The organism is Microbacterium sp. XT11, from assembly GCF_001513675.1.
Classification (GTDB): Bacteria; Actinomycetota; Actinomycetes; order Actinomycetales; family Microbacteriaceae; genus Microbacterium.
Genome location: NZ_CP013859.1, coordinates 2,365,233 through 2,390,571 on the forward strand (window position 1 = coordinate 2,365,233; position 25,339 = coordinate 2,390,571).

The window sequence follows — 25,339 nt, forward strand, 5'->3', positions numbered from 1 at the left end:
AGGTCGACGATCGACCACCATCCGAGCTGAGAAGGATTGACCCAGACTGTCTGCGGCTCCAGCCTGTCTGCTGGGACGCAGGCGACCGGAACAACAACGCCGGTCTGAGTCGCATCTCGCAACTGCGCAGACAATCGGTCGACATCAACTCCGGGCGCCAAGCGCCAGCTACTCCCGGTGGTACCCAACATGAGGTGCTTTGCCATGCGGTCATCGTATGCCCCAGGACCCCAGGGGTACACCCCAAGGACCCAGACAAGGGCCACCTCCCGCTCGGCCTGCCCTCGTCTCTCTCCGGGTCGATTGGCGTGTTGTTCGCATTCGTATTGGTGTTCGCATCGCATTGGAGGCTGGTATGGCTCGTCCTCCCGCTCCGTGCGGCACGTTGTCGGCGTACAAGAGACATAGGCGGAAGGGTGAGGCTGTCGACGCCGCGTGTATGGCGGCGATGAAGGCCGATTCGGCTGCTCGTCGTGCGAGCGCGGACGATGATGCGCAGTCGGCGCCGATTGTGGCGTTGCCGGGTGGGTCTGTGGCGATGCCGGCGGCTCCGCAGGGTGACGTGGATGCGCGTGCGGAGCTGCTGGCGAACATGGCGCTCGTGAAGCGGGCGATGGAGGCGATCGCGGAGGCTGATCCGCTGAAGATCGTGCAGTTGTCGAAGCGGCATTCGGAGCTCGTCGACGAGTTGGTGAAGGTCAGTGGGACCGCCCCGGCGGGTCCTGCAGCGGAGGAGGCTGATCCGTTTGCCTTCCTTGGAGACGCTTCTCGGCGACCAGCGCCCGCGCCTCGAAAATCGTCCTGACGCGGTCGGGTCCTGGGGCGAGCTCGCTGTGGACTTCGCCACGGCGGCGGGGATGAAGCTCGAGGACTGGCAGGAGTACGTCGTCTGGGCGTGGCACGACATCGACTCGGATGGTCGGTGGGCGGCGTCGGAGTGCGGGCTGTTGGTGTCTCGGCAGAACGGCAAGAGCGAGGCGCTGGTCGCGTTCGACCTGGCCAGGCTGTTCCTGTTCCCGACTCCTGACCGGCGCCGGCGGACCGTGCTGCACACGGCGCACGAGTTGAAGACGGCGACGGAGACGTTCGAGAAGGTCGCTGCGATCGTCGCGGCGAACGAGCGGCTGATGGACATGGTCGATCACGTCTATACGGCGAACGGCAAGGAAGCGATCGTCCTGAAGAAGCGGCCGGGCCAGTTGCTCGGGGACCGTCTGCGGTTCGTGGCGCGCTCGAAGGGCTCAGGTCGTGGATTCGCCGCGAACGACATCGTCTACGACGAGGCGCAGGAACTCTCGCCGGCCGCGCGCAAGGCGCTGACTTACACGCAGTCGACGATCCCGAACCGGCAGGAGATCTTTGCAGGCACGGTGCCTGGCGAGGAGAACGACGGTGAGGTGTTCGAGGGCGTCCGTGATCGCGGCCGCGCAGGTGCTCGCCGCACGGCGTGGCAGGAGTGGTCTCCCGAGGGTGCGGAGGATCCGAAGGCCGCTGAGCGCATCGACGTGACGGACCCGCGTACCTGGCAGCAGGGCGTCCCGGCGATGGGGACATGGATCGAACCTGAGACCGTGCAGGAGCAGGTCGACCGGGCGTTGGACCGTGACGAGTTGCTGCGGGAGCGGTTCGCGGTCTGGCCGAACCGCCCTGAGGTCGTGGCCGAGTCCTTGTCGGATCTCGACCTGCAGGCGTGGATCGATCACGCTGGGCCGTTCCCGGTGGCGGGAGATGCTCCGGGCGCGGTGATCGCGCTCGCGGTGTCACGTGGCGGTGGGTCCGCAACGGTCGCTGCTGCCCGCCGAGTCGATGCCGATCGGATCGCCGTCGAACACAAGAAGACCGGCGCAGGGACGCTGTGGGTCGCGGGGTATGTGAAGGCGCTGAAAGCGGAGCTCGGCAACGCGCTGGTCGTGCTGGATCCGAAGAACGCTGTCGCGGTGATCAACGCGCTGCAGGGCGCCGGAGTGAAGTACCTCGCGATGAACCTCGACGAGATCGCCGCCGCACACGCCCTGTTCATTGAGCACACGAACAGCGGTGGCGTCGTTCACCGTGACCAGCCGGAGGTCACCGCGTCGCTGCAGTTCGCCGGCACCCGGACGCTGACGCGGGGCGGCGGGCAGACGTGGGAGCCATCCGATGCGAAGAAGCCGATCACGCAGGCGCAGGCCGTGACGTGGGCCCTGTGGGGCGTTCTGAAGTCCGAGGCGACGCCGAAGCGTGAACGCCCGATCGTGAAGGGGTACGCATGAGCCTCGACAACGCTGCGCTGGGTGCGCTCGGCGCCGACCTGCAGAAGGATGCGCGGGCCGCGTGGGCGCCGCTGCAGACGCTGCAGAAGCACATCGACGGGCAGCTGCTGAAGACGTGGATGCCGGACAACGCGGACGCGGAGTACCGGGACCTGTTGCGGAAGTCGGCGTCACCGTGGCTGGGGTTCGCGCGTGACGCGATCGCGCAGGGTTGCATCGTCTCCGGGTACACGAACACGGACATCTGGGAGCGGGCCTGGCGCGCGAACGGGATGGACGGGCGCCAGGACGTCGTGACTCGGGATGCTGTCGGCTTCGGCCGTGGGTTCGTCGCGGTCCTTCCCGGCGCGGATGCCGGCAGCGTGGTCATGCGGCCGATGGGTGCGCTCGACACCTACGCGGTCTACGACGATCCGTGGGACGAGTATCCCCGGTACGTGCTGCACCGCCGGAAGCCGCGCAACACAGCGAAGCCGTTCTGGGACGGCGAGTGGATGCTCATTGACGATGAGTTGATCTACCGCTTCTCTGGGACGCCGGCGACCCCGGTCGATGTGAGGACCGAGGAGCACGGCATGGCCGCGGCTCCGGTGGTCGGGGTGTCGAACACTCTCGATGCCGCGCCGCGTTCCTCGATTGCGGACAAGGTGTCTGTGTACAAGCGGATCGTTGACGCGACGTTCACGCTGCAGATGTTGCAGCGGTATGGAGCTTTCCCGCAGAAGTGGATGGCCGGCGGCGACGTTGACCCGGAAGTCCGCGCGTCCGTGGACTCGCTGCTGCATGCCGGCGGTGAGGCGGGGGAGACTGCCCGTTTCGGTGCATTCCCCGCCGCCGACTTGGACAAGGCAGTGACGGCGCTCGATGCGCACATCAAGCACTTCTCCGCTGTCGTGCAGGTCCCGCCGCACTACCTGCTCGGCGCCGTGGTGAACATGAGCGCGGAAGGCATCGCGGCGGCGGAGGCCGGGTACCACCGGAACCTGTCCGCGCGGAAGAAGTCCATCGGCGAGGGGTACGAGCTCGCGATGCGGACGGCGGCGGCGATGCTCGGCGACGAGGCAGCGGCGAAGTCCACGAGCGATCAGGTCGAGTGGGAGAACGTCTCCTCCTGGTCGCTGTCCCAGGTGTCCGACTTCGTGCAGAAGTTCGACAGCATCACGGGCCCGCTCGAACCACTGTTCCGGATGGTCCCGGGATGGACGAAGCAGGACGCGGCAATCGCTGCAGCGGCAGCGCAGACGCAGCACGCGCGGGATGCCGAGATCGGTCGCCTCGTGCAGCAGCTGTACCTCGGAACGCCGGGGAAGGCGGTCATCTCGGAGCAGGAGGCGCGCCAACTGCTGGCCGCCGCTGGAGCACCGATCGATCCGAACGCACAGATCACACCCGCTTCGGGCGGGGATGCAGGGACGGCACCTGTCGAATCCGCCGGTCAACCCACCACCACTCCGTAGGAGGATCCATGTTCACCGATCAGCAGAGCCTGCAGACCCGCTTCCCGTTCCTTCGCTTCAACGGCGAGGGTGCCGAGGGTGGCGGGGGAGGTGAGGCCACCCCGCAGGGCGGCCAGGACGGCAACGAGCCGCCCGCGTACACGCCTCCCGCGACGCAGGAAGAGTTCAACCGCATCGTCGAGTCGCGCCTCGCACGTGAGCGTCAGAAGTACGCCGACTACGAGGAGCTGAAGAAGAAGGCTGAGGAGCACGACCAGTACCTCGAGTCGCAGAAGACCGAGCACGAGAAGGCCCTCGAGGCGGCTCGCGCGGAGGCTGCGGGCGAGACCCGGTCGAAGTTCCTTGGTCGGATCGTGTCGACGGAGGTGAAGCTCGCTGCGACGTCGGCCGGGTTCACCGATCCCGGCGACGTTCTCGCGTTCCTCAACTCCGAGGAGCTCGTGAAGGACGACGAGCCGGATGTCGACGCGATCAAGAAGGCGATCGACAAGCTCGCGGCGGACAAGCCGTACCTGCTGAAGGCCGGGAAGCCGACGCCGCGCACGCGGCCGAAGCCCGGCACGGGTGAGCAGTCCGACACGGCCGCAACGGCCGGCAAGGGGAAGGCGGCCGCGGCGCTCCGTGCACTCGGCGCGACCCGCAAGGCGTCCTAACCCCGCATCCCCATCTCAACCATTCAGCCGTCCCTCTGGGGCGGCTTTCGTCTTGAAGGAGACACATCATGGCGGACATCACCCGCAACGACGTCGCCACGCTGATCCAGGAGGAGTACTCGAACGTCTTCCTGGACGCGGCTGGCGACAGCGAAGGCTCGGCAGCGATCCGAGCCTTCGGCACCGTGCCGCTGGGCACGAAGATCACGAACGCACCCGTGCTCACGACCCTTCCCGAGGCTCAGTGGGTCTCGGAGTCGGCCACCGACGCCGCCGGCGTCAAGCCGACGTCGAAGGCCGTCTGGGGCAACAAGAAGTTCGTGGTCGAGGAGCTCGCGGTCATCATCCCGATCCACGAGGACGTCCTGGAGGACATGACCGAGGACGGGCTGACGAACCTGTCCGTGCTCGGTGGTCACGCGATCGGCAAGAAGCTCGACGAAGCGATCCTGTTCGGCGTCGATAAGCCGACGACCTGGACCGACCCGGACCTGCTCGCCTCGGCGACCGCGGACGGCAACGTGTTCCAGGTCTCGACCACGCCGGGCGAGGACGACCTCGCGGGGTCGATCTTCCAGGCTGCCGGCGCGGTCGCGGACTCCGGCGCGAACCCGACCTCGATCCTCTCGGCTCCCCGCCTCCGCTTCCGTCTCGCGAACCTCCGCGCGTCGGACGGCACCGCGATCCTGTCGCGGACGCTCGGCGCCGACGGGTCGTTCAGCGACGACATCGCAGGCCTGTCCGCTGAGTTCGTCGACAACGGTGCGTGGGACAACGCGCTCGCCACGGCGATCGTCGCGGACCGCGCCCGCGTGAAGATCGGCCAGCGGTCCGACATCCAGGTGAAGTTCCTCGACCAGGCCACGGTCGGCGGCATCAACCTGGCGGAGCGTGACATGGTCGCGCTGCGCTTCAAGGCCCGGTACGCGTACGCGCTGGGCAACACCATCACGGGCACCGGCAAGGCCGAGCCCGCCGCCGCAGTCACCCCGGCCGCGGTCACGCCGTAAGCGAAGGAGGCGACGAGCATGAGCATCACGCTGAAGCACCCCGGCAAGGGCCGTCAGGTCACCGTGCCGGACAACGTCGCCGACTCCTACATCTCGCAGGGGTGGGTGGTCCCCGGATCGCCCGCCCCTGCTGAGCAGGAGACGGTGGACATCTCGAAGCTGAAGGTCGACGAGCTCAAGGCGTACGCCGAGGAGCACGGCATCGACCTCGGCGACGCGAAGAAGAAGGCCGACATTCTGACGGTCATCGAGACCGCCACCAGCTCGGAGGAGGACGCGAATGCTGACGCTGACGATGCAGAAGCTGCAGCCGTTCCTGCCGACGCTGACGGCGGCGCAGACGACCAGGGCTGAGGCGTGGCTTCCGGTCCTCGCACTGCGTCTCAACGCGCGGTACGGGGACCGGATCACCGTGGAGAACGAGTCGGCTTTCGTGTCGGCTGCTGCGGATGCGATCATGACCCGTCTGTCGCGTCCGGGAGGGCAGATCGATTCGCAGACCGTCGGGCCTGCGAACGTCCGCTACAACGCGCGTGCGGCGCTGCTGAAGTGGTTCTACCCGGAACAGCTCGACGACCTCGACGCGATCGTGGGAGTCGGGAACGTCCGCTCCGTGCGCACGCCAGCACCGGACGGCATCCGGTTCGGGAACCGAATGCGACGCGCTGACATGTTCCCACCGGAGGAGGACTTCTGATGGAGTTCCCGTTCGGTGAGCAGGTGGTGCGTGAACGCCGGCAGCCGGTCATCGACCCCTACGACCCCGGTGCGCAGGTGCCGGGGTCGTGGGGCGACCCGCTCGACTATCTCGTGCTCGAGCAGGCGTTCGTCGCGTCGTCCTCGTCCACAGCGCCGGTGGATGCGACACGGCATCAGATCCTCACGGACAAGTCGCTGTACCTGACCGACCCGGATGCGGATGTTCGGCCAGGCGACCGGATCCGCCGCGGTGGCGTGCTGGACGAGCAGACGGGTGTGTGGTCTGGCGGCGAGGTGCTGTACGTGAACGTGCGCCCGGCGGCCGACACGAACCCGTTCACGGGATGGCAGCCGGTCGTGGAGATCCCGCTCGACATGTCGGAGGGATGAGGTCATGGCGATCAGCAACTGGGATCTGGACGCTCTCACACGTGATCCGGGCATCGTCTCGGTTGTGCAGCAGGCGACCGACCGGATCGCGGAGATCGCGCGCGCCGACGCACCGACGGACACGAACGCCTACAAGGCGGGCATCCGTACCCGCATCAAGTACCAGGACCGGGCGGTCGGCGTTGTGGAGGCCACGGACCCGAAGTCGCTGATCATCGAGGCGAAGACGGGGAACCTGGCGCGCGCGGTGAAGAAGGCGGCGAGGAAGCGATGACCGCGATCATCCACGCCGACCTCGAGCTGTTCTTCACCGGGTGGTTGCGTGCGCAGCTTGCGGCGCGACCGGAGCCGGTGTGCGCCGGGGTGAAGGTCGACAACAAGGAGCCGCAGCCGGGCGCTACCTGGCCGTCGAAGCTCGTCGTGATCCGGTACGACGGGTCCAGCCTGGGCGAGATCGTCACCGACTCGGCCGCGCTCGGCGTGACCATCTACGCGGGCACGAAGGCGCTCCCGAAGGACGCGAATGACCTCGCGCGCATCGTGCGTGCCCTGATCGGTGACAGCGCCCGTGTGGAGCCGGGGAACCCGGTCGCCGCGGTCACCGCTTCGAACGGACCGATCCCCGTCCCTGACGAGGGCGAGAAGGCGGTCCGCTATCTGACGTTCGAGCTGACCGTCGTTGGCTCGGCTCTCTGACCACCCACACCATCATCTGAAGACCCCTGTGCGGCAGCCGGGGGTCTTCCTCATTCCAGGAGGAAGAACTATGGCTGCGGACTCCGCAGGTAACGACATCACGCTGGTCTCCGTTCCCGTCACCGGGTTCGTGGCCCTGGCACCGTTCGGCACGGCCATCCCGACGCCCGTGGAGGGCGCCGACGCGGCCTTCGTGCTCCCGGCGGCGTTCAAGAAGCTCGGTCTGCTGAAGACGGACGGCGGGCCGGGGTGGACGTGGGAGCAGGACGGCGACCCGATCGAGTTCTGGCAGGACGGGTACAGCATCCCGTCTGGTCTCGCGAACGTCGCTGTGGCGGCGACTGCGGCCGAGATGAACGAGTGGGTTCGGCAGATCAAGTCCGGGAAGACCCCGGACGCGAACGGGTACATCACGTTCGACGGTGGCGGCCACGCGACCCAGTACGTCCTGTTCTCGGAGGAGATCTTCAAGAACGGGGCGATCCGGCGCCGTGTCGCTCCTAACGTGCAGGTGCAGACGGTGGTGGAGGACCGCAACACCCGAGGCGAGGTGCTGGGTGACGCGTTCACGTTCAAGGTGAACCGGTCGCCGCTGGTGAACAACGACCACTTCGGCGAGTGGGTGCTCCCGCCCGCCTGACCCCAGGTGTGGGGTGCCGTGTCCTTCGTGGGTGGCACGGCACCCCACTTTCACTCTCCTCTCCACCCACGACCACCACCCACGAACAGGAGACGGAAATGGCTGCTCCCAGCCCTCGAAAGACCACGAAGCGCCCCCAGGCCCAGAAGACCGATTCGACGCGCGAGAGTTCACCTGTGGAGGTAAAGAAGGCCACTCGCACGTACACGGTCGAGGACGACGTCCTGCACTACACGACCAAGGCCGGGTTCGACCTGGCGATCGACCTCGACTTCCCACCGGAGCTGCTGAAGCTCGCGATGGGTACGGACGACGAAGACCGTGACGAAGACGAGCAGTTCGAGATCATGGCGCGCACGTTCGGCGATAACTTCCAGGACGCGTACAAGTCGATGGGTGTCCTCGAGCGGAAGCGCCTCCAGGCGGCCGTGTTCACCGAGTTCCAGAAGGCCATGGGTATCACCATGGGGGAATCCTCGGGCTCCTCTCGTTCGTAGAGGAGCACCGCAAGCCCGTCCGGTTCGACCTGCAACGCCTCGGCCTTGATCTTGACGATCTGGGGTCGGGGCGTCTGCGGTATCGGCGGTGCGCGGATCTGATCGAGGAACTGTTCAGGGAGCGCGGTTCCCACGTTGTCGCTGCGCTGCGCGGGTACGACTGGGTCGCGTCGGACGCAGATGTCGCGCTGATCACGCTCGCTGAGTGGTATGCGAACGTGCACCGCGACCCGACGAAGTCTCGTGAGCCGTTCCGGTTCCCGCGGCCGTGGCCCGAGAAGGACCCGAACGCGGATGTGACGGCGGAGCAGCGCGCCGAGCTGGAGCGGAAGCTCCTGGAACGGAGTGCGCTCCGGGACCGATGAGGAGGAGCGCATGGGCTCTCAGGTTGCCGTCGCCGAGGTCGCGGTTGTCCCCACGTTCAAGGGGTTCCGGAAGCTGGTCACGGCGGAGACCGACGGGGCCGCGAAGTCTGCCACGTCGGGTTTCTCGCGTGCGTTCGCGAAGACGGGGAACGACACTGGGAAGGCGACCGGCTCCGGGTTCAAGAAGGCGTTTGAGCAGTCCGCGAAGGGCACCAGCGACAAGGTCGCGAAGGCGCTCGAGGCGGATGTCGCGAAGGCGTCCCGTGCCCTGTCGGCTGCGCGCCTGAAGGAGCAGGACGCGATCGGCAAGGTCCGAGTCGCTCAGGCACAGCTGAACGAGGCGAACAAGAAGTACGCGGCTGACTCGTCCCAGGTGATCCGGGCACAGGAACGTCTCGCCACCGCGTCGCGCCAGCTCGAGTCAGCACACGAGGGCACAGAGCGGGCTACGGACGATCTGAAGCGTTCCCAGAGTGAACTGGCTCGTGCCGCCGACCGAGCTGGTGACGAACTGGCCCAGGCCGGAGACCGCGGCGTCACCGGTTTCAGATCGAACGTGATCGGTGGGGTGAAGTCGTTCGCGGCACCACTGATTGCCGCTTTCGCAGCCCTCGGAATCGGCAACATCGTCGCGGACGCGTTCGACCAGGCGAAGGACTTTGTCCTTGAGTCGATCTCCATCGCATCGGACCTGAACGAGTCCGTCAACGCGGTGCAGGTCACCTACGGGGACGCCGCCGACGAAGTGCTCAAGCTCGGAGAGAACTCGGCGAAGGCATTCGGCCTGAGCAATAACGAACTCAACGCCTACGCGACGCAGTTCTCGAGCTTCGTGAAGACGATCGCCGGGAGCGGTGGAGACGTCGCGGGGACTCTCGAGCAGCTGATTGGCCGCGGTACAGACTTCGCGTCGGTGATGAACCTCGACGTGGCTGATGCGTTGGAGGTGTTCCAGTCTGGTCTTGCCGGAGAGACGGAGCCGCTGCGGAAGTATGGCATCGATCTGTCTGCTGCCACGGTTGAGCAGTACGCGTACGCGAACGGCATTGCTGCCGCCGGCGAGCAGCTCACCGAAGCGCAGAAGGTGCAGGCCCGTTATGGGGCGCTGCTGCAGCAGACAAACCAGGTCGCTGGTGACTTCGTCAACACGCAGGATGAGCTCGCGAACAGGAACCGCACGAACGCGGCTGTTTGGGAGGACATCCAAGCGAAGCTCGGTGCCGGGTTTCTTCCGGTTGCGGAGGAGCTTGCGGGGATCATCGGTGATGATCTTCTGCCGGTCATCGGGGCTCTCGCGGAGGAGGAAGGCCCGAAGCTCGCTGAGGCGTTCGCGGATATCCTTCCGGATCTGACGGAGATCGCGAAGGATCTGCTGCCGCAGTTGCCTTTCCTGTTCGAGCAGGCGGCCGAAACGTTGCCCGAGCTGATCAGCCTGCTGGGGTTGCTCATCCCGTTGTTCGTCGATGGGGCCAACAACGCGTCGGCGTTCATCACCGGTGTCGGTGCGTTGTTCTCGTTCTTGGCCGGCGATACGACGCTCACGGAGTTCGCTGGTGACCTGCTCGGTTTGCAGGGGCCGCTGGCGAGTGTCTGGCAGTGGGCGATGGACGCCGGAAGCAAGATCGGCGTGGCGTTCTTCAACGCGAAGCAGTGGGTGCAGCAGGGCATCAACGACATCGTCGCGTTCGTGACGAGCCTGCCGACCCGCGCCGCGCAAGCGCTGGTCGATATCGGTGGGGTTCTCGTCCAGGCCGGTAAGGACCTGATGGGCGGGTTCCTCAAGGGCATCGAGGCGATGACCAAGCCGATCGGTGACGCGGTCAGCGGTGTCCTCGACTGGGTCGCAGGGTTCTTCCCGCACTCCCCGGCGAAGCGCGGCCCATTCTCGGGTTCCGGGTGGTCGCAGCTGCGGAAGTCCGGTGAGGCGTTCTGGGAGCAGTGGGTCGGCGGGATGGGCGACGAGGGCCCCGGGTTCCCGGAGTTCCCCGGCGGCGGTCCGTTCCCCGCCCCCGGCACCGCCGGTGGTGGTGGTGCTCCTCGAGGCGGCGTGGTGGTGAACCAGTCGAACACGTACGCGCATGAGGACCCGCAGGTCGCGGCGCAGCTCGCGCGCGACCAGCTCGATCACCTGCTGAGGAGCTACTGATGCCGATCGCTGATCTTACGATCCGGGTGCAGTCCCGCATCATCCGGTCGCGTCCTGACGTGGACGAGCCTGGCTTGTACATCAAGCCGGACGGGTTCAGCGGGTGGGACGGGACCGCGGATGTGCGGCGTGAGTCCGTCGAGCGTCCCGGGGAAGATGGGGAGTTCGATCTTCCCGTCTACTCCGGGGCGCGGGTCGTGAAGGTCGACGGTGTTGTCCTGGCGGACAGTCTGGACAGTCTCGGGTGGTGGAAGCACCACGTGATGGGTATCGGCGCCGGTGGTGTCCGGTTCCGGGTCGAGGTTGATCATCACGGGGAGACGCTGTGGGCGTGGGCGCGGCGTGGGGGACAGGCGGAGTTCACGGACTCCGGTATCCGGTCCCGGCTGCTTCATGCGGGGTTCTTCCAGCAGTGGGTGTTCCCTGACCCGCGGAAGTACGGCGAGACGAACGTCTCAACGCGGGGGACGACGGTTCAGGCCTACCACCGGGGAAACGCCCCAGTATCGCCAGTTGTGGAGGTAACGGGACCGTTCCCGAACGGGTACACGGTCACCGCGGCCGGTCGGACTCTGACGGTGACGGCTCCGCTGCCTGCGGGGTCGGTGGATCGGATCGAGATCGGACGGTCCCGCCTGTTCCGCAATGGTTCCCGCCTGTTGGGGGCGATCAGTGTGCCGGGACGGTGGGCGATCCCCGGAGGTGTGCAGGTGACGCATGCCCTGACGGGTGCGGGCGGTAGCGGGTCGATGGTGGTTCGCACCCTCGACGCGTTCGAGTAGAGGAGGTCCCGGTGGCGTGGAGCACTCGCATCTTCGACACCCAGACGGGTGCACCGATCGAGATCATCACCCCAAGGTCGGGGACCTGGTCGCGTGGCGACAGGATGCCGAACCGCACCGTCCTGAACCTTGGCGACGACGGACTCACCCGGGCGCAGCGAAAGGACCTCTTCCAGCCGCGCGTGCGGTCCGTCGCCGTCTGCTGGGACGACACCCCCGTCTACTTCGGGCGGATCACGAACGTCGACTACGAGAAGAACACCCAGGAGCTGACGCTCACCCACCAGGACTTCCGCACTCTCGCCGCGAAACGGCACCTGTGGGGTGTGAGCTCCTACAACCCGGCGTTCACGATGGACTTCCGCGGCTACTCGATGCGTGGCGTGGTACGGCAGATCCTGTACTACGCGTTCGTGCACCCGTACTCGCCTGCGTGGCCGATCAACGTCGACGTCGGTGGGGCGGAGTTGGGGTCGTCGCCGTGGGCGCTGTACTTCGGGTACGACCTGCAGACCGCGGACGAGATCCTGCAGGACATCGAGGACGACCTGAACGGGCCCGACATCGAGCTCGAGCCCGTGTACCGGTCTGGGGTGGCGTGGCTGGAAGCCCGCATCGGCACCCCGTTCCTCACCGGTCCGACGTTCGAGCTGCCGTTGACCGCGTCCGCGACTCCCGGTGTCGATGATGGCGGGTCGCTGCTGAACGTGAAGGTGCAGGCGGATGGGACGGAGCAGGCGACGGGTGTGTTCACGCTCGGCCGCGGTTCCGAGGAGGACATGCGGTGGGGTGAAGCGTCCCTGCCGTCGTCGTACCCGGTGTCCAGCGACTACGTCGTCCCGTACAAGGACGTCGACGACACGGCCCGTCTGAACACGCTCGCGCAGTCGTGGGTGCAGTCTCATGCGGGGCCGCGCGTGCAGTGGTCCGCGGACGTCCTCACCCGGGACGTGTCGCCGGCGCAGCTGCGTGTCGGGTCGATGCTCCGCATCCTCACGGACGGTGACCCGTGGATCGATGACGGCGTGATCTCCCGCAGGGTGATCGGGTACAAGGGGACGACCGAGTCGGACCAGTTCACGCTCATCTTGGAGGAGGGGTAATGGTCGCTCGGCAGCGCCTCGACCTCCCGGGCGCGACGACGGGGTTGCAGCGTCGACTGCAACGGCAGGAACGTAACGCTCCGCTGGGGTTCTCGTCGATCACGCGTGGCGGGTTGCGGGTGCAGTCCCCGGACGGGATTCAGGTGAAGACCGTCACGGGCGGCGCGCCCGGTATGCGGGTCACGGGGCTGCAGATCGTGGACGGCACGCTCCGGATCACTGGCACGTTGGAGGGTGGCGGGACGTGGGTGTGGTCCGGAACGTTGACGCAGACGGGTACCTCGAACCTGAACGGTCCGTGGAACCTGAACGGCCCCGGCACGATCGCTGGCGACGTCACCCAGACCGGCAACACAACCCAGCAGGGGAACGTGAACGTGACCGGCGGGGGGAAGATCACGGCCGGGAACATCGAGATCAATCCGAGCGCGAACGGCGGGACGATCAAGGTCGGTGGACACTCGATCTACGTGAGCGGCGCCGTGCTCACCATCCTGCACGCGAGCGGGAATCAGGTCGTTCTGAACAATGGCGGCGTCAGCCTGGTGGCGGGAACCAAGAGCCTCGCTGTGCAGACGAGCGGGGTGTCCCTGAACGGGCTTCCGACGATCCCTCGGGCGTCAGCGAACAACGCGACAGTCGGCTCTCTCTACATCGACAGCGCCGGACAGGTCTACCGAGTGGTGAACTAGCCGACGTCAGGGATCAGCTCGGGGCAGTAGTTGTAGAGCGCGCCATTGAGGATCGCCGACGTGTCGAGGTAGTAGCCCGTGGAGCTAGGCTCCTCGCCTTCAACGAGGCGGATATCCTCCCAGGCGACGCCGGAAAGCACCTGCTCGCACGCCTGATGTCCGGCAGCGATGAGCTGGGCATCAGTAGCGTTCCCGATCGTCGTTGTCGGAGGCAGCTCGTCGCGCACGTATTGAAGGAATGCGGCGTCGGCCTCGCTCGCCGAATCTGACGTGGGCGCAGGCGTCTCAGCGACGAGCGGCTCGGGCGTCTCCGCCGGTGCGTCCGTCTCGGCCGCGGCGGAAGCCGTGCGCTCGTCGGCGGCGTTCCCGGTCCCGCTCGCACATCCTGTGAGAGTGATCGAAACCAGTGCCGCGAGAACTACTGTTGCGGCTGTAACCTTGGGCATGTCGACTCCTCGTTAGTCGGCGTCTGGCCCGGACGAGCTCCACCTCGTTCGGGCCTTCTTCGTGCCCGGAGTCTATCGCGGCCACGCGCCGTACGGAAGAGCGCGAGCTGACACTGCGCTTCATGAATCTCTCGTTCCAGACCCGGAGGCGACATGACGCTGCTCATTGGTAAGGCGCTCGACGCGCGGTACTCGGTGATCGACTACCGGTCTACGACTGTGAAGTTCACGCTGTCGGATGACCCGACTCTGACGGCGGCGGGCACGTTTGTTGCTGATCGTCCCGTGATGGTCGCGACAGATCAGACGGGATCGTTCAGCGTGGACCTGGCACCGACAACGACGATGCGTGGCGATCGCTGGTACTGGATGACCCTGGTCTACCTCGACGAGGCTGGCAACTTCGTTAGCGAAGACCGTCTGCCGTGGAAACTACGCATCCCCGACGCACCGACGGTGACTTTGGACGAGGCGATCGATGCCCCGCCCGAGGCCGGCGAGGTGTGGGTCGGTGCGACTGACAACTCCGATTACCAGTTCTGGTTCAACCCGGACACGCAAGAACTTCGATGGGAGTGACCCGATGGCGAAGATGAAGATGGTCAACCTGCGCGGTGAGCCCGGTCCTGCTGGGCCGCAGGGTCCGCAGGGGCTTCCGGGGTTGGAGAATGTCCCGACAGACCCTGGTGTGGCGGCTCTGCTCACGGTGCCGTCGGAAACGCGGACTGCCGCAGATGCCAGGTATGCGCAGGCGACCGGCCGGAACGTGCGTGTGGCTGGTGCGGTGGGTGATGGTGCCGCCGATGACACGGCCGTGATCCAGGGGGTGATCGACGAGGCGCGGGATGCGGTGCGGGCAGGGTTCGGTGCACGGTCGCTGGTCACTCTCCCGGCGGGGAAGTACAAGATCACTCAGTCTCTGGTGGTGCCGCCGTATGTGAAGTTGGTCACCGAGGGGGCGGTCACGTTCGAGTGGTACGGGTCGGACAGTTCGTGTGTGTGGGTGACGCCGCTCGCGGACGACCCGGCCGTGTTGTACCCGCCGATGACGAAGGAGCAGGAGCAGAACTCGGACATCATCGATGCGACGATGGGTGGTCTGACGATCATCAACCGGATGTCTCGCACGTCCACGTCCGCGAATGTGGGTCTGGAGCTCGGGTCTCGGACGAACATCAACCGGAAGTTGGCGCGCTACGGTCTGTCGAACATCTCGATCACCGGGTTCGACATCGCGATCCAGATGAACCCGTTCAACCACTTCTTGGGCCGGTATTCGCGGTTCCAGATCGAGACGAACGGGATCGGCGTGAAGATCATGCCCGGCAACGTCAACTCGGGGGAGAACTTCACGTGGGACCACTGCGTGTTCGCGTCGGTCGACTGGGCGTTCGACGTGTACTCGGTCGGTTTCGATCACACGTTCCAGTCGTGCAGCTTCGACTTCACCTACAAGGGCGTGATCCGCACCTCGGTCGGCTACCACCGGTACTTCTTCTCGGGCGGTCACATCGAGGCCGTGAACTACCCCACACCGACCTCAGACGGGGCGCTGGTGTTCTCCACCGCATCGTCCGGAGAGGTGTATCTGGAGTTCGCGGGGACGACGATGCTGCTGAACAAGCAGCCCCTGCTGCGCGGCACGAACGTGCATGTCGCGGGTACGTTCTATTGGCGCACCTACGACACTGACACGGCCACCGCGGCAGCGAGTCTGGTGATGGCGGAATCCGCTGTGCGGGCGGTGATGCTGCGGAACCTGCAACGGTCGGCACGCAACCTGATCACCTGGGACACCAACCGGATCGGCGACCCGCGGTGGGAGAAAGAGACCGTGGGGGCGAAGACGTCACTGCTGGACTGGGACGTCACCCTCACGGGCGCGGTTACGTATGCGATCGTCGCGGAGACGCCGTTCAGCGCCGGCCAGGCTTTGTCGGTGACGATTCCTGCGGGCGGGTCAATCCGACTGGACTACAAGTACACTATCCCGAAGAACGACCTGGACGAGTTCTACCAGACGCTGGTGCTGTCGACCTCTGCTGTAGGTGTGAATGCGTCCTTCGCGCTGGATCTCCGAGGGTACGACGGTGCATCACTAGGGGTTTCGGGCACCGTCGCCGCGTTCGGCGTCACGGGGATTCCGGTGGGCGGGTGGCACATGCCGCGGGCGCTTGCGGGAATGGCGAGTGCGGCTATGCCCTTGTTTCTGAAGGCTGCGGGGATTCGACCTCGCGTTGTCGTGTCGAACCCTACCGGAGCCGCTCTCACGGTGAAGGTTGGCGGCCTCTACTTCGGTCGCTGAATCAGCTCATGAATGGCGTCACCGAGGTGCCGGGAGTAGTTCTCGGTGAGGTGGCTGGTATCCGCACGCATGATCTTCCCATCTGCGAACACTGGGCAAACATCGCCTGAGCAGAAGAGTGGTGTGAGATCCAGGAATGAGGACGATGGCACGTCGGCATCATTGACGCCCTGATTCAGCGCGGTGATGGTGCCGGCGTAGTCGTCGCTGGGAGCGCTAATGCAGTCCGTTGGTGAGCTAGTCGCGGTGTAGCAGTCGGCTATGTTCTTGATGTTCGGTGGAGGGGATAGCACGATGACGCGCCCCGACCATGGCGCAAGGTCTCTGACCGCACGTGAGACTCCCGATGCCATCACAGTTTCGGGGGTACCCGAACCCTTCAACCGGTGGAGCGCCGTTTCGGATTGCGAAAGAATCACCAGGTCGGGCCTTTGGGCGGCGACTTGCGACGTTACCCATTGGTGCCAGTCGTTGCAAGCTGGGTGATCCGATCCGTCTCCCTTCTCGACGGAGACATCCGCGAACGGGCATTGCTGCATGGTGAGCACATGGATCCGCCAGGTCGGGAAGCCTTGGAGAAGTGCGGGAAGGTAGCTCAGCGCGACTGAGTCTCCGGCGAGCACCATGGTGTTGGAACTACTGGGGTCTCCGTAGACGCAACGTGCACTGGTTGTCTTCGGATCTGCCTCGCTGGTTGATTCGCCAGCGAGGCAGAAGTCATCCACCCAGGCTCCCACCTTCAGATCGGGACCGATCAACGATGCGGACGGGGTGAGTTCCGGCCACGTAGTCATCTCGATAGCGGATCGCATCTGCGCTTCTATCGTCTGTGCGTTTGGGTGTGACGATGTGAACACTTGTGGGGCGAGGGCGGGCACGGGCGTGTTACCGGCCGACGCGGATGCGACAAGTACGGGTGCGACTAGCGCTATGCCGCCCAGGATGGCGGCGGGAAGGCGGATCGCCTTCTCGTAACCTTTTCGGGATCCGCCTTTCCAGATGGGAAGCTCGACGGCGTAGTACTGGGCGATCGCTAGGGCGCATGCGACGACGAATATGAGTGCCGTGATTATGCGCCCGCGGTCAGGAAACAGTGCTGAGGCGAACACGATCACAGGGAAGTGCCACAGGTAGAGGCTGTATGACACGTTCCCGGTGAACACGGCAACAGGGTTCGTGAACATCCAGAGTCCGCGCGCTTGTGTTCCGGTTCCTGCGGCGATGAACAAGGCCGCCCCGATAACTGGCAACAGAGCCCCAGGGGCTGGCCAGATTGTCGCAGGTGAGATCAGGAAGACTCCGGCGAGCATCAGGGCGATACCTGTATACGCGAGAGCTGAGCGGGAGGCTGGATGGAGGCGTTCGAGCCGACTGGCGGACACGGCCACAATTGCGCCGATACCGAGTTCCCATGCGCGTGTGAAAGTAGAGAAGTAGGCAGACAGCGGTGCGTCCACTGACTGGAAAAGAGCCCAGCCGAACGATGCGGCGCTCAGCGTGACGATGATGGAGCCGGCGACGATGCGGCTGCGACGTGGGGTGACTTTGGCGAATCGCGCGACAACTACGAGGGCCGCGAGTAGTAGCCAGGGCCACACGAAATAGAACTGCTCTTCAACGGAGAGAGACCAATAGTGCCGCAGTGGCGAGATCGGTCCGTCAGCCTGAAAGTAGTCCGTCCCCACTGCGGCAAATCGCCAGTTGGAGACGAACAGCAGCCCGGCTAGGGCGTCGAGGCCGACACGAGTGAATCGGTCGAAGGTGAACAACGCCCAAGCGAACACAACGGTGATGGCGAGCGTGACCGTGGCTGCAGGCAAGATCCGCCGCGCGCGGTGCAGGTAGAAACCGCGGAACGAGATGTGTCCGGTCCTGTCGTGTTCGCGTAGCAGCAGTCCGGTGATCAAGAACCCGGAGATCACAAAGAAGATGTCGACGCCAACGAATCCACCGATCGGCCAGCCCAGTAGGTGGTCTGCAAAGACGATCAGAACTGCCAAGGCCCGAAGCCCTTGGATGTCGCGCCGGAACGCGGATCGCTTGGCGACATCAGTGGTGGCGACCGGGGAGACAGAGTTCACTCGACCCACTGTAGGTGTTCGAACCCGAAGCAGCCCCCATCAATCGGTGGGGCTTTCGTCGTTAAGGAGGAATCATGCCGCTCGGATTCACGGACGGCGCGTACAACCGTGCCTCGGGCACACGCGACGCGTTCGGTGCCCTCTCGGACGACCTCGTCCGGGAGGGATACCCGCCGATGGTGTCCCGCTCCGGCGACCGCGAGCCGGAGGATCAGCTGCGCATCTGGAACGAGCGGATGACGCTGACCCCGAACGGCCGCAAGGTCTATGGCAAACGGACGTGGCAGGGGAAGACCTGGTATCAAATCCACCCCGACACGGTCGCGCCGCCGAACACCAGCAACCACGAGAAGCGCCGGTCGAACGACCTGCGCGCCCCGTACAACGCCGACACCCCGGCCGCTCGCCGCGCGAAGCAGCTCGCCGGACGCCACAACATCACGCGCGAGGGCGAGAACTTCCGGGAGCTCTGGCACTGGACGTACTGGGGACCGCTCGGACACATCGACACCCCCGCACCGGCAGGCGCCAGTACTCCCGTCATCGTCCCTGAGGAGGACAACACCATGCTGTTCCTGAAGATCTCCGGGCTCGGGTCCGGGCTGCACTACGTCGCCCTCGGCCTCGGGGTGTTCCGTCACTTCATCCCGACCGACCCGTATCAGAAGATCATGCGCATCGGACGCACCGCCGACGACTGGCAGGATCTCGACATCAACGAGCTGCCGGCGACGCTGCGCACCTGGGGGTGTGACCTGCACATCTGGGACTGGCGTCCCAGCGATGGTGGGTTCGTCGTGCTCGACCCGCTCGACGGGAGCGTGCGCCCCGGCAACATGTGGTCCGCGACGAACGTCGCCCGGTCGCAGATCGCGCAGCTGCCGAAACTCATCTCCACGCAGACCCGCGCCTACGAGCAGACGCTCGCAAAGACGGTCCCGTACGGGGCGGCATGATGCGCGCGCTCCGTGCCGCTTGGGAGCGCATCACCGAGCCGCGTCATATGAAGGTCGCGTACCTCGCGATCTACATGCTGACGGTCGTGATCGGTGTGGTGACGTTGATCTCACCACCCCAGTCGATCGCGGGGGAGGCGGGGCCGCTCATCACAACCGTGTGGGCCATGCTTTTCATCGTCGGCGGCGCGATCGGGGCAATCACCGTGCTCCCCGGATGGTGGTGGGCTGAACGGCTCCTCGCAATCGGTCCGGTGATGCTCGGCCTCGCGATCTACCTCACGGTGGTGACCATCCTGCACCTGCAGAGCACCGATGCGGGCTCGTCGCGCCTGACGCAGGTCGGCATCATCCTGCTCGCCTCTGCACCTTTCACGATCCGGGCGCTCGTCATCCGGGAGTACAGCTACGAGCCCCGGAGGTAGACATGACCGATTGGGCCACCCCCGCGGCCGTGCTGCTGTCCGCAGGCGGCGGGGCGATCCTGCTCGAACTCACCAAGCGTGTCCTCGACGCCGCCTCCGGGCGTGGTCGGAAGCGGCGCGACGAGGTCGACCGGGCGTGGCAGCGCGCTGACCGTGAGGCCGCGAAGCGCCGCCGCATCGAAGAGCACGCATCCCTCCTACGCCGACTGCTCATCGCCGCCCCATGCGTCGACAGCAGTGAGATCCCCGAATACCCAACATACGACAAGGAAACCTCATGATCTCCTTCACCCTGGACGTGGCACTGATCATCCAGCTGCTCGTCTCGACCGTCCTCCCGCTGCTGGTGGGTCTCGTCACGAAGACCGTCACTAGCCCCGGCGCGAAGGCCATTCTTCTCGCCGCGCTCGCGCTGATCACATCCCTGCTCACCGAGCTCGGCGAAGCGATCGCCGCAGGCACCACCTACGACCTCGGCACCGGCCTGCTGCTCGCACTACCGACATTCCTCATCGCGGTCGGTATGCACTACGGCATCTGGAAGCCCACAGGACTCTCCGTCGCCGCCCAGCGCGCATTCACTCCCGGCGCTTCCCTGCGCCGCGACCTGCGCTGACGCCGTCGCCACAGACCCCCACCTGCCTTCGGGCGGGTGGGGGTCTTTCGTCGTTTCGGGTCAGAGGCCGGTGCCGTGGGGACCGTTGAACCCGGTAGTGGAGTGGTGCCCTGCACGGCGTCGCCGGTCGCCTTCCGCGATCCAGTCGTCCATGTCGAGGGGGAGCGCCCGGAGAGCGGTGGTGAGGGTGCGGGTGTGTTCGCTGTCGTGGAACCCGATCCACAGGCCGACTTCCTCGGTGAGGATGTCGATGCGGGGTCCGGCGACGCGACGCAGTTCGGCGATCACCGGTTCGGGGTCGGTGGTGTAGGCGTTGCGTCCCATGAGGGCGCTCAGCTTGACGCTGAGGCGTGTGTCGGGGTGTAAGGGTCGGGATGGCATGGCCGGGTGTCCTTTTCTCCGGCCGAGGCAACGAGTCTACGTCTCGCCCCAGACATCGAACACAGCACGACGAAACCCGTGCCGGTACCAAGTGTCGAGAGGGACGGATTCGGCCGCCATTCGTCATTCGTTGCGGTAACCGTGGCCACTTCTGCCTGGCGTGCGACCCCCAGTGTCGGAGGTAGCGGGGAGGATCGAGGTTGTGAGTCCATCCGACCTGCTTGCATTCGAAGCGCAGTGGCCCCGACACACCCCGGCGAAGAGCCACGCGATACGTACCAGGCTCGGCATGTCCGAGATCCGTTACTACCGGCTGCTGATCCGTGCAGCGTCGTCTGCCGAGGGGATCGCGGCGCACCCGATCACGGCGCGGATGGTGCGCGACCGCACCTCACAAGGTCGTCATTCCAGATCGATGCGAGCGGCATAGCGCAGCCCGCCATTTACTCGTCGAATTGACGATGTACCTCGTAAGCCCTGGACATACTTGAAGCACCCCCAGTCCCGGAAAGTAGAGGCAGGGATATCCAGGTACGGCTCACCGGATAACAGTGGGTTCAGGGTTCAAGTCCCTGGGGGCGCACCACTTCTCGACAGGCCCGGATCCCGTGGAAGCACTGGGATCGGGGCCTTGTCCGTTTCTCGGACCAAGACGCGTTGCCCAGGCTCTGCCCACGGATCTCAGTGCCCGGGTCTTGCTCACCTCGCCGACCGCGACGCGGAGGCTGGCGAAAGTGCGGGTTCTCATGTCACTTTTGCTCTCCAAGAAGGAGCAGAATCCGCGGCCCTCTGCGGGCGATGTCAATAGATGCCGGAATACCGCAAATGGGATGGGCGCGGTGTGGTCTCTTGGTACGTGGGGCCTTCGCGCGGGGACGCGAAGGAGCAAGGTGACTTGGAGGACGACACGTCATGCCCAGAATCAAGAAACGCCTGACTGCAGCAGCGGTTGCGGGCACCCTCGCTGTGCTGAGCACAGCACTCGGTATGGGTGCAGGTGCCGCTGCCGCCGTCGAATACGACTACCCGGGGGCGATCGATCCGGCGTCGATCGTCGTGTCGACGGTGGACGGCTCGCCTGGCACGGGCGTGAACGAGCAGATCCGGATCGACGCGACCTGGAGCGTGCCTGACGGCGCCTCAGCGGGCCAGACATTCGGCTTCACGCTGCCGACCGAGTTCGCACGACTCGGCACGAGCTTCGTCGTCCCTTCGACGGATGACCCGGCGACCCCGATCGCACACTGCACGGTGTCGGCGGATGCAGCTCCCGTCGTGACCTGCACGCTCACCGACTACGTCGAGGGGCGCAACGGCATCGCAGGATCGTTGTGGTTCGTCGCATCCGCCGACGAGTCGACCGAGAGCAGCACGGTGGAGTTCGTCGTGGACGGGAAGACCACTCCGGTCACCGTCCCCGGAGGCGGTATCACCCCGGGCAAGACGCTCCCCGCAGAGCCGCAGAAGTGGTCATCTCTCACCGACGACGGCCGCATCGAGTGGGTTCTCGTGATACCGGGCGCACAGTTCATCGGAGCCGAATCGATCGTCGTGGACGACGTGCTGACTCCCGCCGGCGAGACGACCGCCGCGCACCATAACACCGACGGGCAGGTCACGGTCTGGGCGACGGACGAGACGAACGGCCCCAGCTACTCGGTGCCGGGGTGGACCGCCGCATGGAACGAGGACGGGACCGCGTTCCACCTGGAGATCCCGGCGCCGATCGACGCGTCTCGGTACTACATGGTGAAGTACTACACGGAGCCCGCCGTTCCATCTCAGGGCGCGACCTTCGCGAATGTCGCCACCATCAACGGCACCACCGTGCGCGACACGCAGGTGTGGACCTCCGCCGGCGGCGGCATCGGTGACGGCACGCCCATGGGAGGCTTCGCCATCACGAAGGCCATCGACGGCGACGCCGCGTCGACGGTGCCGACCGACGCCGAGTTCACGGTGCGCTACACGTACGGCGACCCGGCCGTCACGGAAACGGTCAGCTTCACGACCGCGAACGTCGGCCAGAGCATCCGCTTGCCGCAGGGCACCGTCGTCATTCTCGAGGAGGTCGATATCCCCGCCGTCGACGGAGTCGAATGGGGCACGCCGACTTTCACAGGTCCGGGAGTCGTCGCCCTCGACGGCGGACGGGCGCAGATCACGATCGGCGCGTACACGGATGCCGCGGTGACCCTCACCAATTCGGCTCGCGTGGTGACGCCTCCGCCGCCCACCCCGACCCAACCTCCGACGCCCACACCCACGACGCCCGGGGCGCCGCCGGAGCTTCCGCTCACGGAGACGCTTGCCACAACCGGTTCTGACCTCCCGCTGCCGCTGCTGTACGCAGGCGCCGCAGTCGTCCTGCTCGGACTCGCATTGACGACGAGGGCCGCTGTGCTCCGTCGGCGTCGATGAGATATGCCCGCCCGTCGTTCGACCGCATCGGTCGGGCGACGGGCGGGTGGGCCGACGGTCGGCTCAGCCTACGGCGATGACCCTTCCGCCGGTGAGAGCGCACAGGGTCTCGAAGCTCAGGGGCATCACGGTGTGCGGATGGCCTGCAGCCGCCCACAGCGTCTCGTGCACGGACAGATCCTCGTCGATGTAGGTGGGTAGGGGCGACGGGTGCCCCACGGGTGCGACCCCTCCGATCGCCTGCCCCGTCGCTGAGCGGACCACGGCTGCCGGTGCCATGCTCACGCCCTCCGCACCGATGTTGTGCGCGAGGGTTGTGAGATCCGCGCGATGGCCTCCGCTCGTCATGACGAGCACGGGTTCGCCGTCGGCGAGGAACACGAGGCTGTTGGCGATTGCGGAAACCTCGCATCCGATGGCTGCGGCGGCCTCCGCGGCCGTCCGCGCGGAGTCGTGCAGTACGCGGATCTCCGTGTCGACGCCCGCCGCGTCGAGATGCTGCTGGACGAGCCTGCTGCGTTCAGGGAGAGGTTCGCTCATGCCCCAACCGTACCGAATGCCGCCGTACGGTCGATCTCGCGGCGAAGGGAGCCCCGGGATCGGGGCTCCCTTCGGTCGTCTGTCGTGCGTTCGGAGAGCGGGTGATCAGGCCGCATCGCCGAGCAGGATCGCCTCGGCATCCTCCGATGCAGGGTCAGCGGCATGGTCGTCGATGTGGGCCAGCACCGAGCGGCCGAGCAGGACGATGAGCGCGGCGAGGAGCACGGCGGCGGCTGCCACGAGATAAGGCACAGTGGCACTGAAACCGTGCCAAAGGGCTGCTGCCAGCGGTGGTGCCACCGCTCCGCCGATGAAGCGCACGGCGGAGTACGCCGACGAAGCAACCGAACGCGGCAGGTCTGTCGCCTCCATCACCGCCTCGGTGAGCACCGTGTTCATGACGCCGAGCAGCAGGCCGCCGACCACGATGCAGACGACCAGCGCCGTCGCCGAGGTCACCAGCACACCGGCGACGACGAGGTCGACGGCGAGAAGCGGCAGCACCGTGAGGATGATCGACGTGCGGGACATCCGGCGCATCAGCGCGGGCGCGACCCACACGCTCGTGATGGCAAGCGCGACGCCCCAGCCGAAGAACGTGAGACCGATGCCCATGGCGCCGAAGCCGAGCGGGAAGGGCGAGAACGCCAGCAAGATGAAGAACCCGATGTTGTAGAACAGGGCGGCCACGGCGAGGATCGCGAGCGCGGGGCGGCGCAGCGCACGGAAAGGCGCCGAGAACGGCACGGGCCGGCGAGCCTCCTGCGGCCCGCGCAGGAGCGCGAGCACCGCGATGAAAGCGATCGCCATGAGCACGACGACGCCGAAGAACGGCGCCCTCCAGCTCTGCTCCCCGAGGATGCCGCCGAGCAGCGGGCCGATGGCGATGCCGAGGCCGAGCGCTGCCTCGTACAGCACGATGGCCGCCGCGCTCCCGCCGGACGCCGCACCGACGATCGTCGCGAGCGCGGTGGAGATGAAGAGCGCGTTGCCCAGCCCCCAGCCGGCGCGGAAGCCGATGACGGCGTCCACGCTGCCGCTGAGCGCGCAGAGGAGTGCGAACACCACGATGAGCGCCAGGCCGATGAGGAGGGTCATCTTCGCGCCGATGCGGCTGGAGATCCAGCTCGTCACGAGCATCGCCACCCCGGTCACGGCGAGGTAGCTGGTGAAGAGCAATTCAGTCTGAAACGGCGACGCCTGCAGAGACTCCGCGATGGCGGGAAGGATCGGGTCGACGAGCCCGATTCCCATGAAGGCGACGACGCAGGCGAATGCGACGGCCCAAACCTGTGCGGGTTGCTTCCACACGGATGGTGCGGTGGTGTTCAACGTGCTGCTCCTGTCGGTTCGAGTGCGGTGTGCGTGGCGAGGATCTCGGCGGCACGGGTCAGCGCCGCCCAATCTGCGTCGTCGAGATCGGCGAATCGCGGCGCGAGCGTGTCCCGGAACTCGGTGCGCCACGCGGCCAGGGCAGCGGAGCCCTGAGGGGTGACATCCACCGAGATCGCCCGAGAGTCGTCCGGGTCGGGCGAGCGACGCACGAGACCCTCTCGCTCCAGCGCCCCGATCAGGCGGGTCATGCCGGGCTGAGTCGTCCTCGCCGCGGCCGCCAGTTCTCCGACTCGTTTCGGACCGCCCTGATCGAGGAGGCTGAGCACGCGCCATTGCGCGGCGGGCGCTTCATTGCCTGCATCCTGGGCGGCGATCCGCGCAAGTGCGTAGCCGCTCAGGACGAGCGAGGGGATCACGTCGACGCGATTCATACCAACAAGTATATACCCGA

General features: G+C 66.2%; 30 protein-coding genes. 24 read left to right on the top strand and 6 right to left on the bottom strand.

Annotated elements, in window-relative coordinates:
- The first annotated feature begins 439 nt into the window (after nt 1–439).
- The 16 genes from AB663_RS11045 to AB663_RS11120 all read left to right on the top strand — a co-directional run bounded on the left by AB663_RS11045 (nt 440) and on the right by AB663_RS11120 (nt 13,382).
- Nucleotides 440–805: a hypothetical protein gene (locus AB663_RS11045; RefSeq protein ID WP_067198909.1), complete on the top strand. Its 366-nt coding sequence runs from the start codon at nt 440–442 to the stop codon at nt 803–805.
- A 28-nt stretch (nt 806–833) separates the two neighbouring features.
- Nucleotides 834–2,252, top strand: a complete 1,419-nt coding sequence (locus AB663_RS11050) for a hypothetical protein (protein WP_067198911.1) — start codon at nt 834–836, stop codon at nt 2,250–2,252.
- On the top strand, nt 2,249–3,709 hold the full coding sequence (locus AB663_RS11055; protein ID WP_067198913.1) for a phage portal protein: 1,461 nt from the start codon (nt 2,249–2,251) through the stop codon (nt 3,707–3,709). Before AB663_RS11050 ends, AB663_RS11055 begins: the two co-directional genes overlap by 4 nt.
- A gap of 8 nt (nt 3,710–3,717) precedes the next feature.
- On the top strand, nt 3,718–4,362 hold the full coding sequence (locus AB663_RS11060) for a phage scaffolding protein (protein ID WP_067198915.1): 645 nt from the start codon (nt 3,718–3,720) through the stop codon (nt 4,360–4,362).
- Nucleotides 4,363–4,430: 68 nt separating this feature from the next.
- Nucleotides 4,431–5,372 (top strand): phage major capsid protein, encoded by a 942-nt coding sequence (locus AB663_RS11065; protein WP_067198917.1) that lies wholly within the window; start codon nt 4,431–4,433, stop codon nt 5,370–5,372.
- Between the two features lie 18 nt (nt 5,373–5,390).
- Nucleotides 5,391–5,726 (top strand): hypothetical protein, encoded by a 336-nt coding sequence (locus tag AB663_RS11070; protein ID WP_067198918.1) that lies wholly within the window; start codon nt 5,391–5,393, stop codon nt 5,724–5,726.
- A complete protein-coding gene (locus AB663_RS11075) occupies nt 5,653–6,069 on the top strand; it encodes a hypothetical protein (RefSeq protein WP_157541039.1) in 417 nt (138 codons plus the stop codon). The genes AB663_RS11070 and AB663_RS11075 overlap by 74 nt, the downstream gene beginning before the upstream one ends.
- Nucleotides 6,069–6,461, top strand: a complete 393-nt coding sequence (locus AB663_RS11080; protein WP_067198922.1) for a hypothetical protein — start codon at nt 6,069–6,071, stop codon at nt 6,459–6,461. The genes AB663_RS11075 and AB663_RS11080 overlap by 1 nt, the downstream gene beginning before the upstream one ends.
- A 4-nt stretch (nt 6,462–6,465) precedes the next feature.
- Nucleotides 6,466–6,735, top strand: a complete 270-nt coding sequence (locus tag AB663_RS11085) for a hypothetical protein (RefSeq protein WP_067198925.1) — start codon at nt 6,466–6,468, stop codon at nt 6,733–6,735.
- Nucleotides 6,732–7,157: a hypothetical protein gene (locus AB663_RS11090; RefSeq protein WP_067198927.1), complete on the top strand. Its 426-nt coding sequence runs from the start codon at nt 6,732–6,734 to the stop codon at nt 7,155–7,157. Before AB663_RS11085 ends, AB663_RS11090 begins: the two co-directional genes overlap by 4 nt.
- A gap of 70 nt (nt 7,158–7,227) precedes the next feature.
- Nucleotides 7,228–7,797, top strand: a complete 570-nt coding sequence (locus tag AB663_RS11095) for a phage tail tube protein (protein ID WP_067198929.1) — start codon at nt 7,228–7,230, stop codon at nt 7,795–7,797.
- A gap of 98 nt (nt 7,798–7,895) precedes the next feature.
- The gene (locus AB663_RS11100) at nt 7,896–8,294 is read left to right on the top strand and encodes a hypothetical protein (RefSeq protein WP_067198931.1); all 399 of its coding nucleotides are present in this window, start codon (nt 7,896–7,898) and stop codon (nt 8,292–8,294) included.
- 345 nt (nt 8,295–8,639) lie between these two features.
- The gene (locus tag AB663_RS11105; protein WP_157541041.1) at nt 8,640–10,805 is read left to right on the top strand and encodes a hypothetical protein; all 2,166 of its coding nucleotides are present in this window, start codon (nt 8,640–8,642) and stop codon (nt 10,803–10,805) included.
- On the top strand, nt 10,805–11,587 hold the full coding sequence (locus AB663_RS11110; RefSeq protein WP_067198935.1) for a hypothetical protein: 783 nt from the start codon (nt 10,805–10,807) through the stop codon (nt 11,585–11,587). The genes AB663_RS11105 and AB663_RS11110 overlap by 1 nt, the downstream gene beginning before the upstream one ends.
- A gap of 11 nt (nt 11,588–11,598) precedes the next feature.
- Nucleotides 11,599–12,690: a hypothetical protein gene (locus AB663_RS11115; RefSeq protein WP_067198937.1), complete on the top strand. Its 1,092-nt coding sequence runs from the start codon at nt 11,599–11,601 to the stop codon at nt 12,688–12,690.
- Nucleotides 12,690–13,382, top strand: a complete 693-nt coding sequence (locus AB663_RS11120) for a hypothetical protein (RefSeq protein WP_067198938.1) — start codon at nt 12,690–12,692, stop codon at nt 13,380–13,382. The genes AB663_RS11115 and AB663_RS11120 overlap by 1 nt, the downstream gene beginning before the upstream one ends.
- Here the strand turns inward: AB663_RS11120 and AB663_RS11125 are convergent.
- Entirely contained in the window at nt 13,379–13,828 is a 450-nt protein-coding gene (locus tag AB663_RS11125) for a DUF732 domain-containing protein (RefSeq protein ID WP_067198939.1), read from the bottom strand. The two genes, AB663_RS11120 and AB663_RS11125, sit on opposite strands and share 4 nt — an antisense overlap.
- Before the next feature lie 153 nt (nt 13,829–13,981).
- Between AB663_RS11125 and AB663_RS17190 the strand changes: the two genes are divergently transcribed.
- Nucleotides 13,982–14,407: a hypothetical protein gene (locus tag AB663_RS17190; protein ID WP_067198941.1), complete on the top strand. Its 426-nt coding sequence runs from the start codon at nt 13,982–13,984 to the stop codon at nt 14,405–14,407.
- Nucleotides 14,408–14,411: 4 nt separating this feature from the next.
- Nucleotides 14,412–16,133: a collagen-like triple helix repeat-containing protein gene (locus AB663_RS11135; protein WP_198147859.1), complete on the top strand. Its 1,722-nt coding sequence runs from the start codon at nt 14,412–14,414 to the stop codon at nt 16,131–16,133.
- On the opposite strand, the gene AB663_RS11140 is transcribed toward AB663_RS11135, so the two are convergent.
- Entirely contained in the window at nt 16,118–18,214 is a 2,097-nt protein-coding gene (locus tag AB663_RS11140; RefSeq protein WP_067198947.1) for an acyltransferase family protein, read from the bottom strand. The genes AB663_RS11135 and AB663_RS11140 overlap by 16 nt on opposite strands.
- Before the next feature lie 74 nt (nt 18,215–18,288).
- On the opposite strand from AB663_RS11140, the gene AB663_RS11145 reads away from it, so the two are divergent.
- Genes AB663_RS11145 through AB663_RS11160 form a run of 4 tightly spaced genes read left to right on the top strand, consistent with a single transcriptional unit; the run spans nt 18,289 to nt 20,211 of the window.
- Nucleotides 18,289–19,170, top strand: a complete 882-nt coding sequence (locus AB663_RS11145) for a hypothetical protein (RefSeq protein WP_067198949.1) — start codon at nt 18,289–18,291, stop codon at nt 19,168–19,170.
- Complete coding sequence (locus AB663_RS11150; RefSeq protein ID WP_157541044.1) at nt 19,167–19,595, top strand: hypothetical protein; 429 nt, start codon at nt 19,167–19,169, stop codon at nt 19,593–19,595. Before AB663_RS11145 ends, AB663_RS11150 begins: the two co-directional genes overlap by 4 nt.
- Nucleotides 19,596–19,597: 2 nt before the next feature.
- Nucleotides 19,598–19,876 carry a hypothetical protein gene (locus tag AB663_RS11155; RefSeq protein ID WP_067198954.1) on the top strand — a complete coding sequence of 93 codons (279 nt, stop codon included), beginning with the start codon at nt 19,598–19,600 and terminating at the stop codon, nt 19,874–19,876.
- Nucleotides 19,873–20,211 carry a hypothetical protein gene (locus tag AB663_RS11160; protein ID WP_067198956.1) on the top strand — a complete coding sequence of 113 codons (339 nt, stop codon included), beginning with the start codon at nt 19,873–19,875 and terminating at the stop codon, nt 20,209–20,211. Before AB663_RS11155 ends, AB663_RS11160 begins: the two co-directional genes overlap by 4 nt.
- Nucleotides 20,212–20,271: 60 nt before the next feature.
- On the opposite strand, the gene AB663_RS11165 is transcribed toward AB663_RS11160, so the two are convergent.
- On the bottom strand, nt 20,272–20,535 hold the full coding sequence (locus tag AB663_RS11165; protein ID WP_067198958.1) for a hypothetical protein: 264 nt from the start codon (nt 20,533–20,535) through the stop codon (nt 20,272–20,274).
- A 259-nt stretch (nt 20,536–20,794) separates the two neighbouring features.
- Here AB663_RS11165 and AB663_RS17760 point away from each other — a divergent pair, with 259 nt between their 5' ends.
- Both AB663_RS17760 and AB663_RS11170 read left to right on the top strand, forming a co-directional pair.
- Nucleotides 20,795–21,022 carry a DUF3263 domain-containing protein gene (locus tag AB663_RS17760; protein ID WP_198147860.1) on the top strand — a complete coding sequence of 76 codons (228 nt, stop codon included), beginning with the start codon at nt 20,795–20,797 and terminating at the stop codon, nt 21,020–21,022.
- A 482-nt stretch (nt 21,023–21,504) separates the two neighbouring features.
- Nucleotides 21,505–23,013 (top strand): Ig-like domain-containing protein, encoded by a 1,509-nt coding sequence (locus tag AB663_RS11170; protein WP_157541046.1) that lies wholly within the window; start codon nt 21,505–21,507, stop codon nt 23,011–23,013.
- A gap of 63 nt (nt 23,014–23,076) precedes the next feature.
- Here AB663_RS11170 and AB663_RS11175 read toward each other — a convergent pair whose 3' ends face one another.
- The 3 genes from AB663_RS11175 to AB663_RS11185 form a co-directional block, all read right to left on the bottom strand.
- On the bottom strand, nt 23,077–23,553 hold the full coding sequence (locus tag AB663_RS11175; RefSeq protein WP_067198961.1) for a YbaK/EbsC family protein: 477 nt from the start codon (nt 23,551–23,553) through the stop codon (nt 23,077–23,079).
- Between the two features lie 105 nt (nt 23,554–23,658).
- Complete coding sequence (locus AB663_RS11180) at nt 23,659–24,885, bottom strand: MFS transporter (RefSeq protein WP_067198962.1); 1,227 nt, start codon at nt 24,883–24,885, stop codon at nt 23,659–23,661.
- Entirely contained in the window at nt 24,882–25,319 is a 438-nt protein-coding gene (locus AB663_RS11185) for a MarR family winged helix-turn-helix transcriptional regulator (RefSeq protein ID WP_067198963.1), read from the bottom strand. Before AB663_RS11185 ends, AB663_RS11180 begins: the two co-directional genes overlap by 4 nt.
- Nucleotides 25,320–25,339: the final 20 nt, after the last annotated feature.

Bases quoted from the DNA above. Each gene is read 5' to 3' on its own strand.
- AB663_RS11125 (WP_067198939.1), bottom strand. From the start codon at position 13,828: ATGCCCAAGGTTACAGCCGCAACAGTAGTTCTCGCGGCACTGGTTTCG.
- AB663_RS11075 (WP_157541039.1), top strand. From the start codon at position 5,653: ATGCTGACGCTGACGATGCAGAAGCTGCAGCCGTTCCTGCCGACGCTG.
- AB663_RS11045 (WP_067198909.1), top strand. From the start codon at position 440: ATGGCGGCGATGAAGGCCGATTCGGCTGCTCGTCGTGCGAGCGCGGAC.
- AB663_RS11145 (WP_067198949.1), top strand. From the start codon at position 18,289: ATGCCGCTCGGATTCACGGACGGCGCGTACAACCGTGCCTCGGGCACA.
- AB663_RS11100 (WP_067198931.1), top strand. From the start codon at position 7,896: ATGGCTGCTCCCAGCCCTCGAAAGACCACGAAGCGCCCCCAGGCCCAG.
- AB663_RS11090 (WP_067198927.1), top strand. From the start codon at position 6,732: ATGACCGCGATCATCCACGCCGACCTCGAGCTGTTCTTCACCGGGTGG.
- AB663_RS17190 (WP_067198941.1), top strand. From the start codon at position 13,982: ATGACGCTGCTCATTGGTAAGGCGCTCGACGCGCGGTACTCGGTGATC.
- AB663_RS11055 (WP_067198913.1), top strand. From the start codon at position 2,249: ATGAGCCTCGACAACGCTGCGCTGGGTGCGCTCGGCGCCGACCTGCAG.
- AB663_RS11160 (WP_067198956.1), top strand. From the start codon at position 19,873: ATGATCTCCTTCACCCTGGACGTGGCACTGATCATCCAGCTGCTCGTC.
- AB663_RS11135 (WP_198147859.1), top strand. From the start codon at position 14,412: ATGGCGAAGATGAAGATGGTCAACCTGCGCGGTGAGCCCGGTCCTGCT.
- AB663_RS11060 (WP_067198915.1), top strand. From the start codon at position 3,718: ATGTTCACCGATCAGCAGAGCCTGCAGACCCGCTTCCCGTTCCTTCGC.
- AB663_RS11120 (WP_067198938.1), top strand. From the start codon at position 12,690: ATGGTCGCTCGGCAGCGCCTCGACCTCCCGGGCGCGACGACGGGGTTG.
- AB663_RS11085 (WP_067198925.1), top strand. From the start codon at position 6,466: ATGGCGATCAGCAACTGGGATCTGGACGCTCTCACACGTGATCCGGGC.
- AB663_RS11185 (WP_067198963.1), bottom strand. From the start codon at position 25,319: ATGAATCGCGTCGACGTGATCCCCTCGCTCGTCCTGAGCGGCTACGCA.
- AB663_RS11165 (WP_067198958.1), bottom strand. From the start codon at position 20,535: ATGGGACGCAACGCCTACACCACCGACCCCGAACCGGTGATCGCCGAA.
- AB663_RS11080 (WP_067198922.1), top strand. From the start codon at position 6,069: ATGGAGTTCCCGTTCGGTGAGCAGGTGGTGCGTGAACGCCGGCAGCCG.
- AB663_RS11155 (WP_067198954.1), top strand. From the start codon at position 19,598: ATGACCGATTGGGCCACCCCCGCGGCCGTGCTGCTGTCCGCAGGCGGC.
- AB663_RS11095 (WP_067198929.1), top strand. From the start codon at position 7,228: ATGGCTGCGGACTCCGCAGGTAACGACATCACGCTGGTCTCCGTTCCC.
- AB663_RS11065 (WP_067198917.1), top strand. From the start codon at position 4,431: ATGGCGGACATCACCCGCAACGACGTCGCCACGCTGATCCAGGAGGAG.
- AB663_RS11110 (WP_067198935.1), top strand. From the start codon at position 10,805: ATGCCGATCGCTGATCTTACGATCCGGGTGCAGTCCCGCATCATCCGG.
- AB663_RS11175 (WP_067198961.1), bottom strand. From the start codon at position 23,553: ATGAGCGAACCTCTCCCTGAACGCAGCAGGCTCGTCCAGCAGCATCTC.
- AB663_RS11070 (WP_067198918.1), top strand. From the start codon at position 5,391: ATGAGCATCACGCTGAAGCACCCCGGCAAGGGCCGTCAGGTCACCGTG.
- AB663_RS11170 (WP_157541046.1), top strand. From the start codon at position 21,505: ATGCCCAGAATCAAGAAACGCCTGACTGCAGCAGCGGTTGCGGGCACC.
- AB663_RS11150 (WP_157541044.1), top strand. From the start codon at position 19,167: ATGATGCGCGCGCTCCGTGCCGCTTGGGAGCGCATCACCGAGCCGCGT.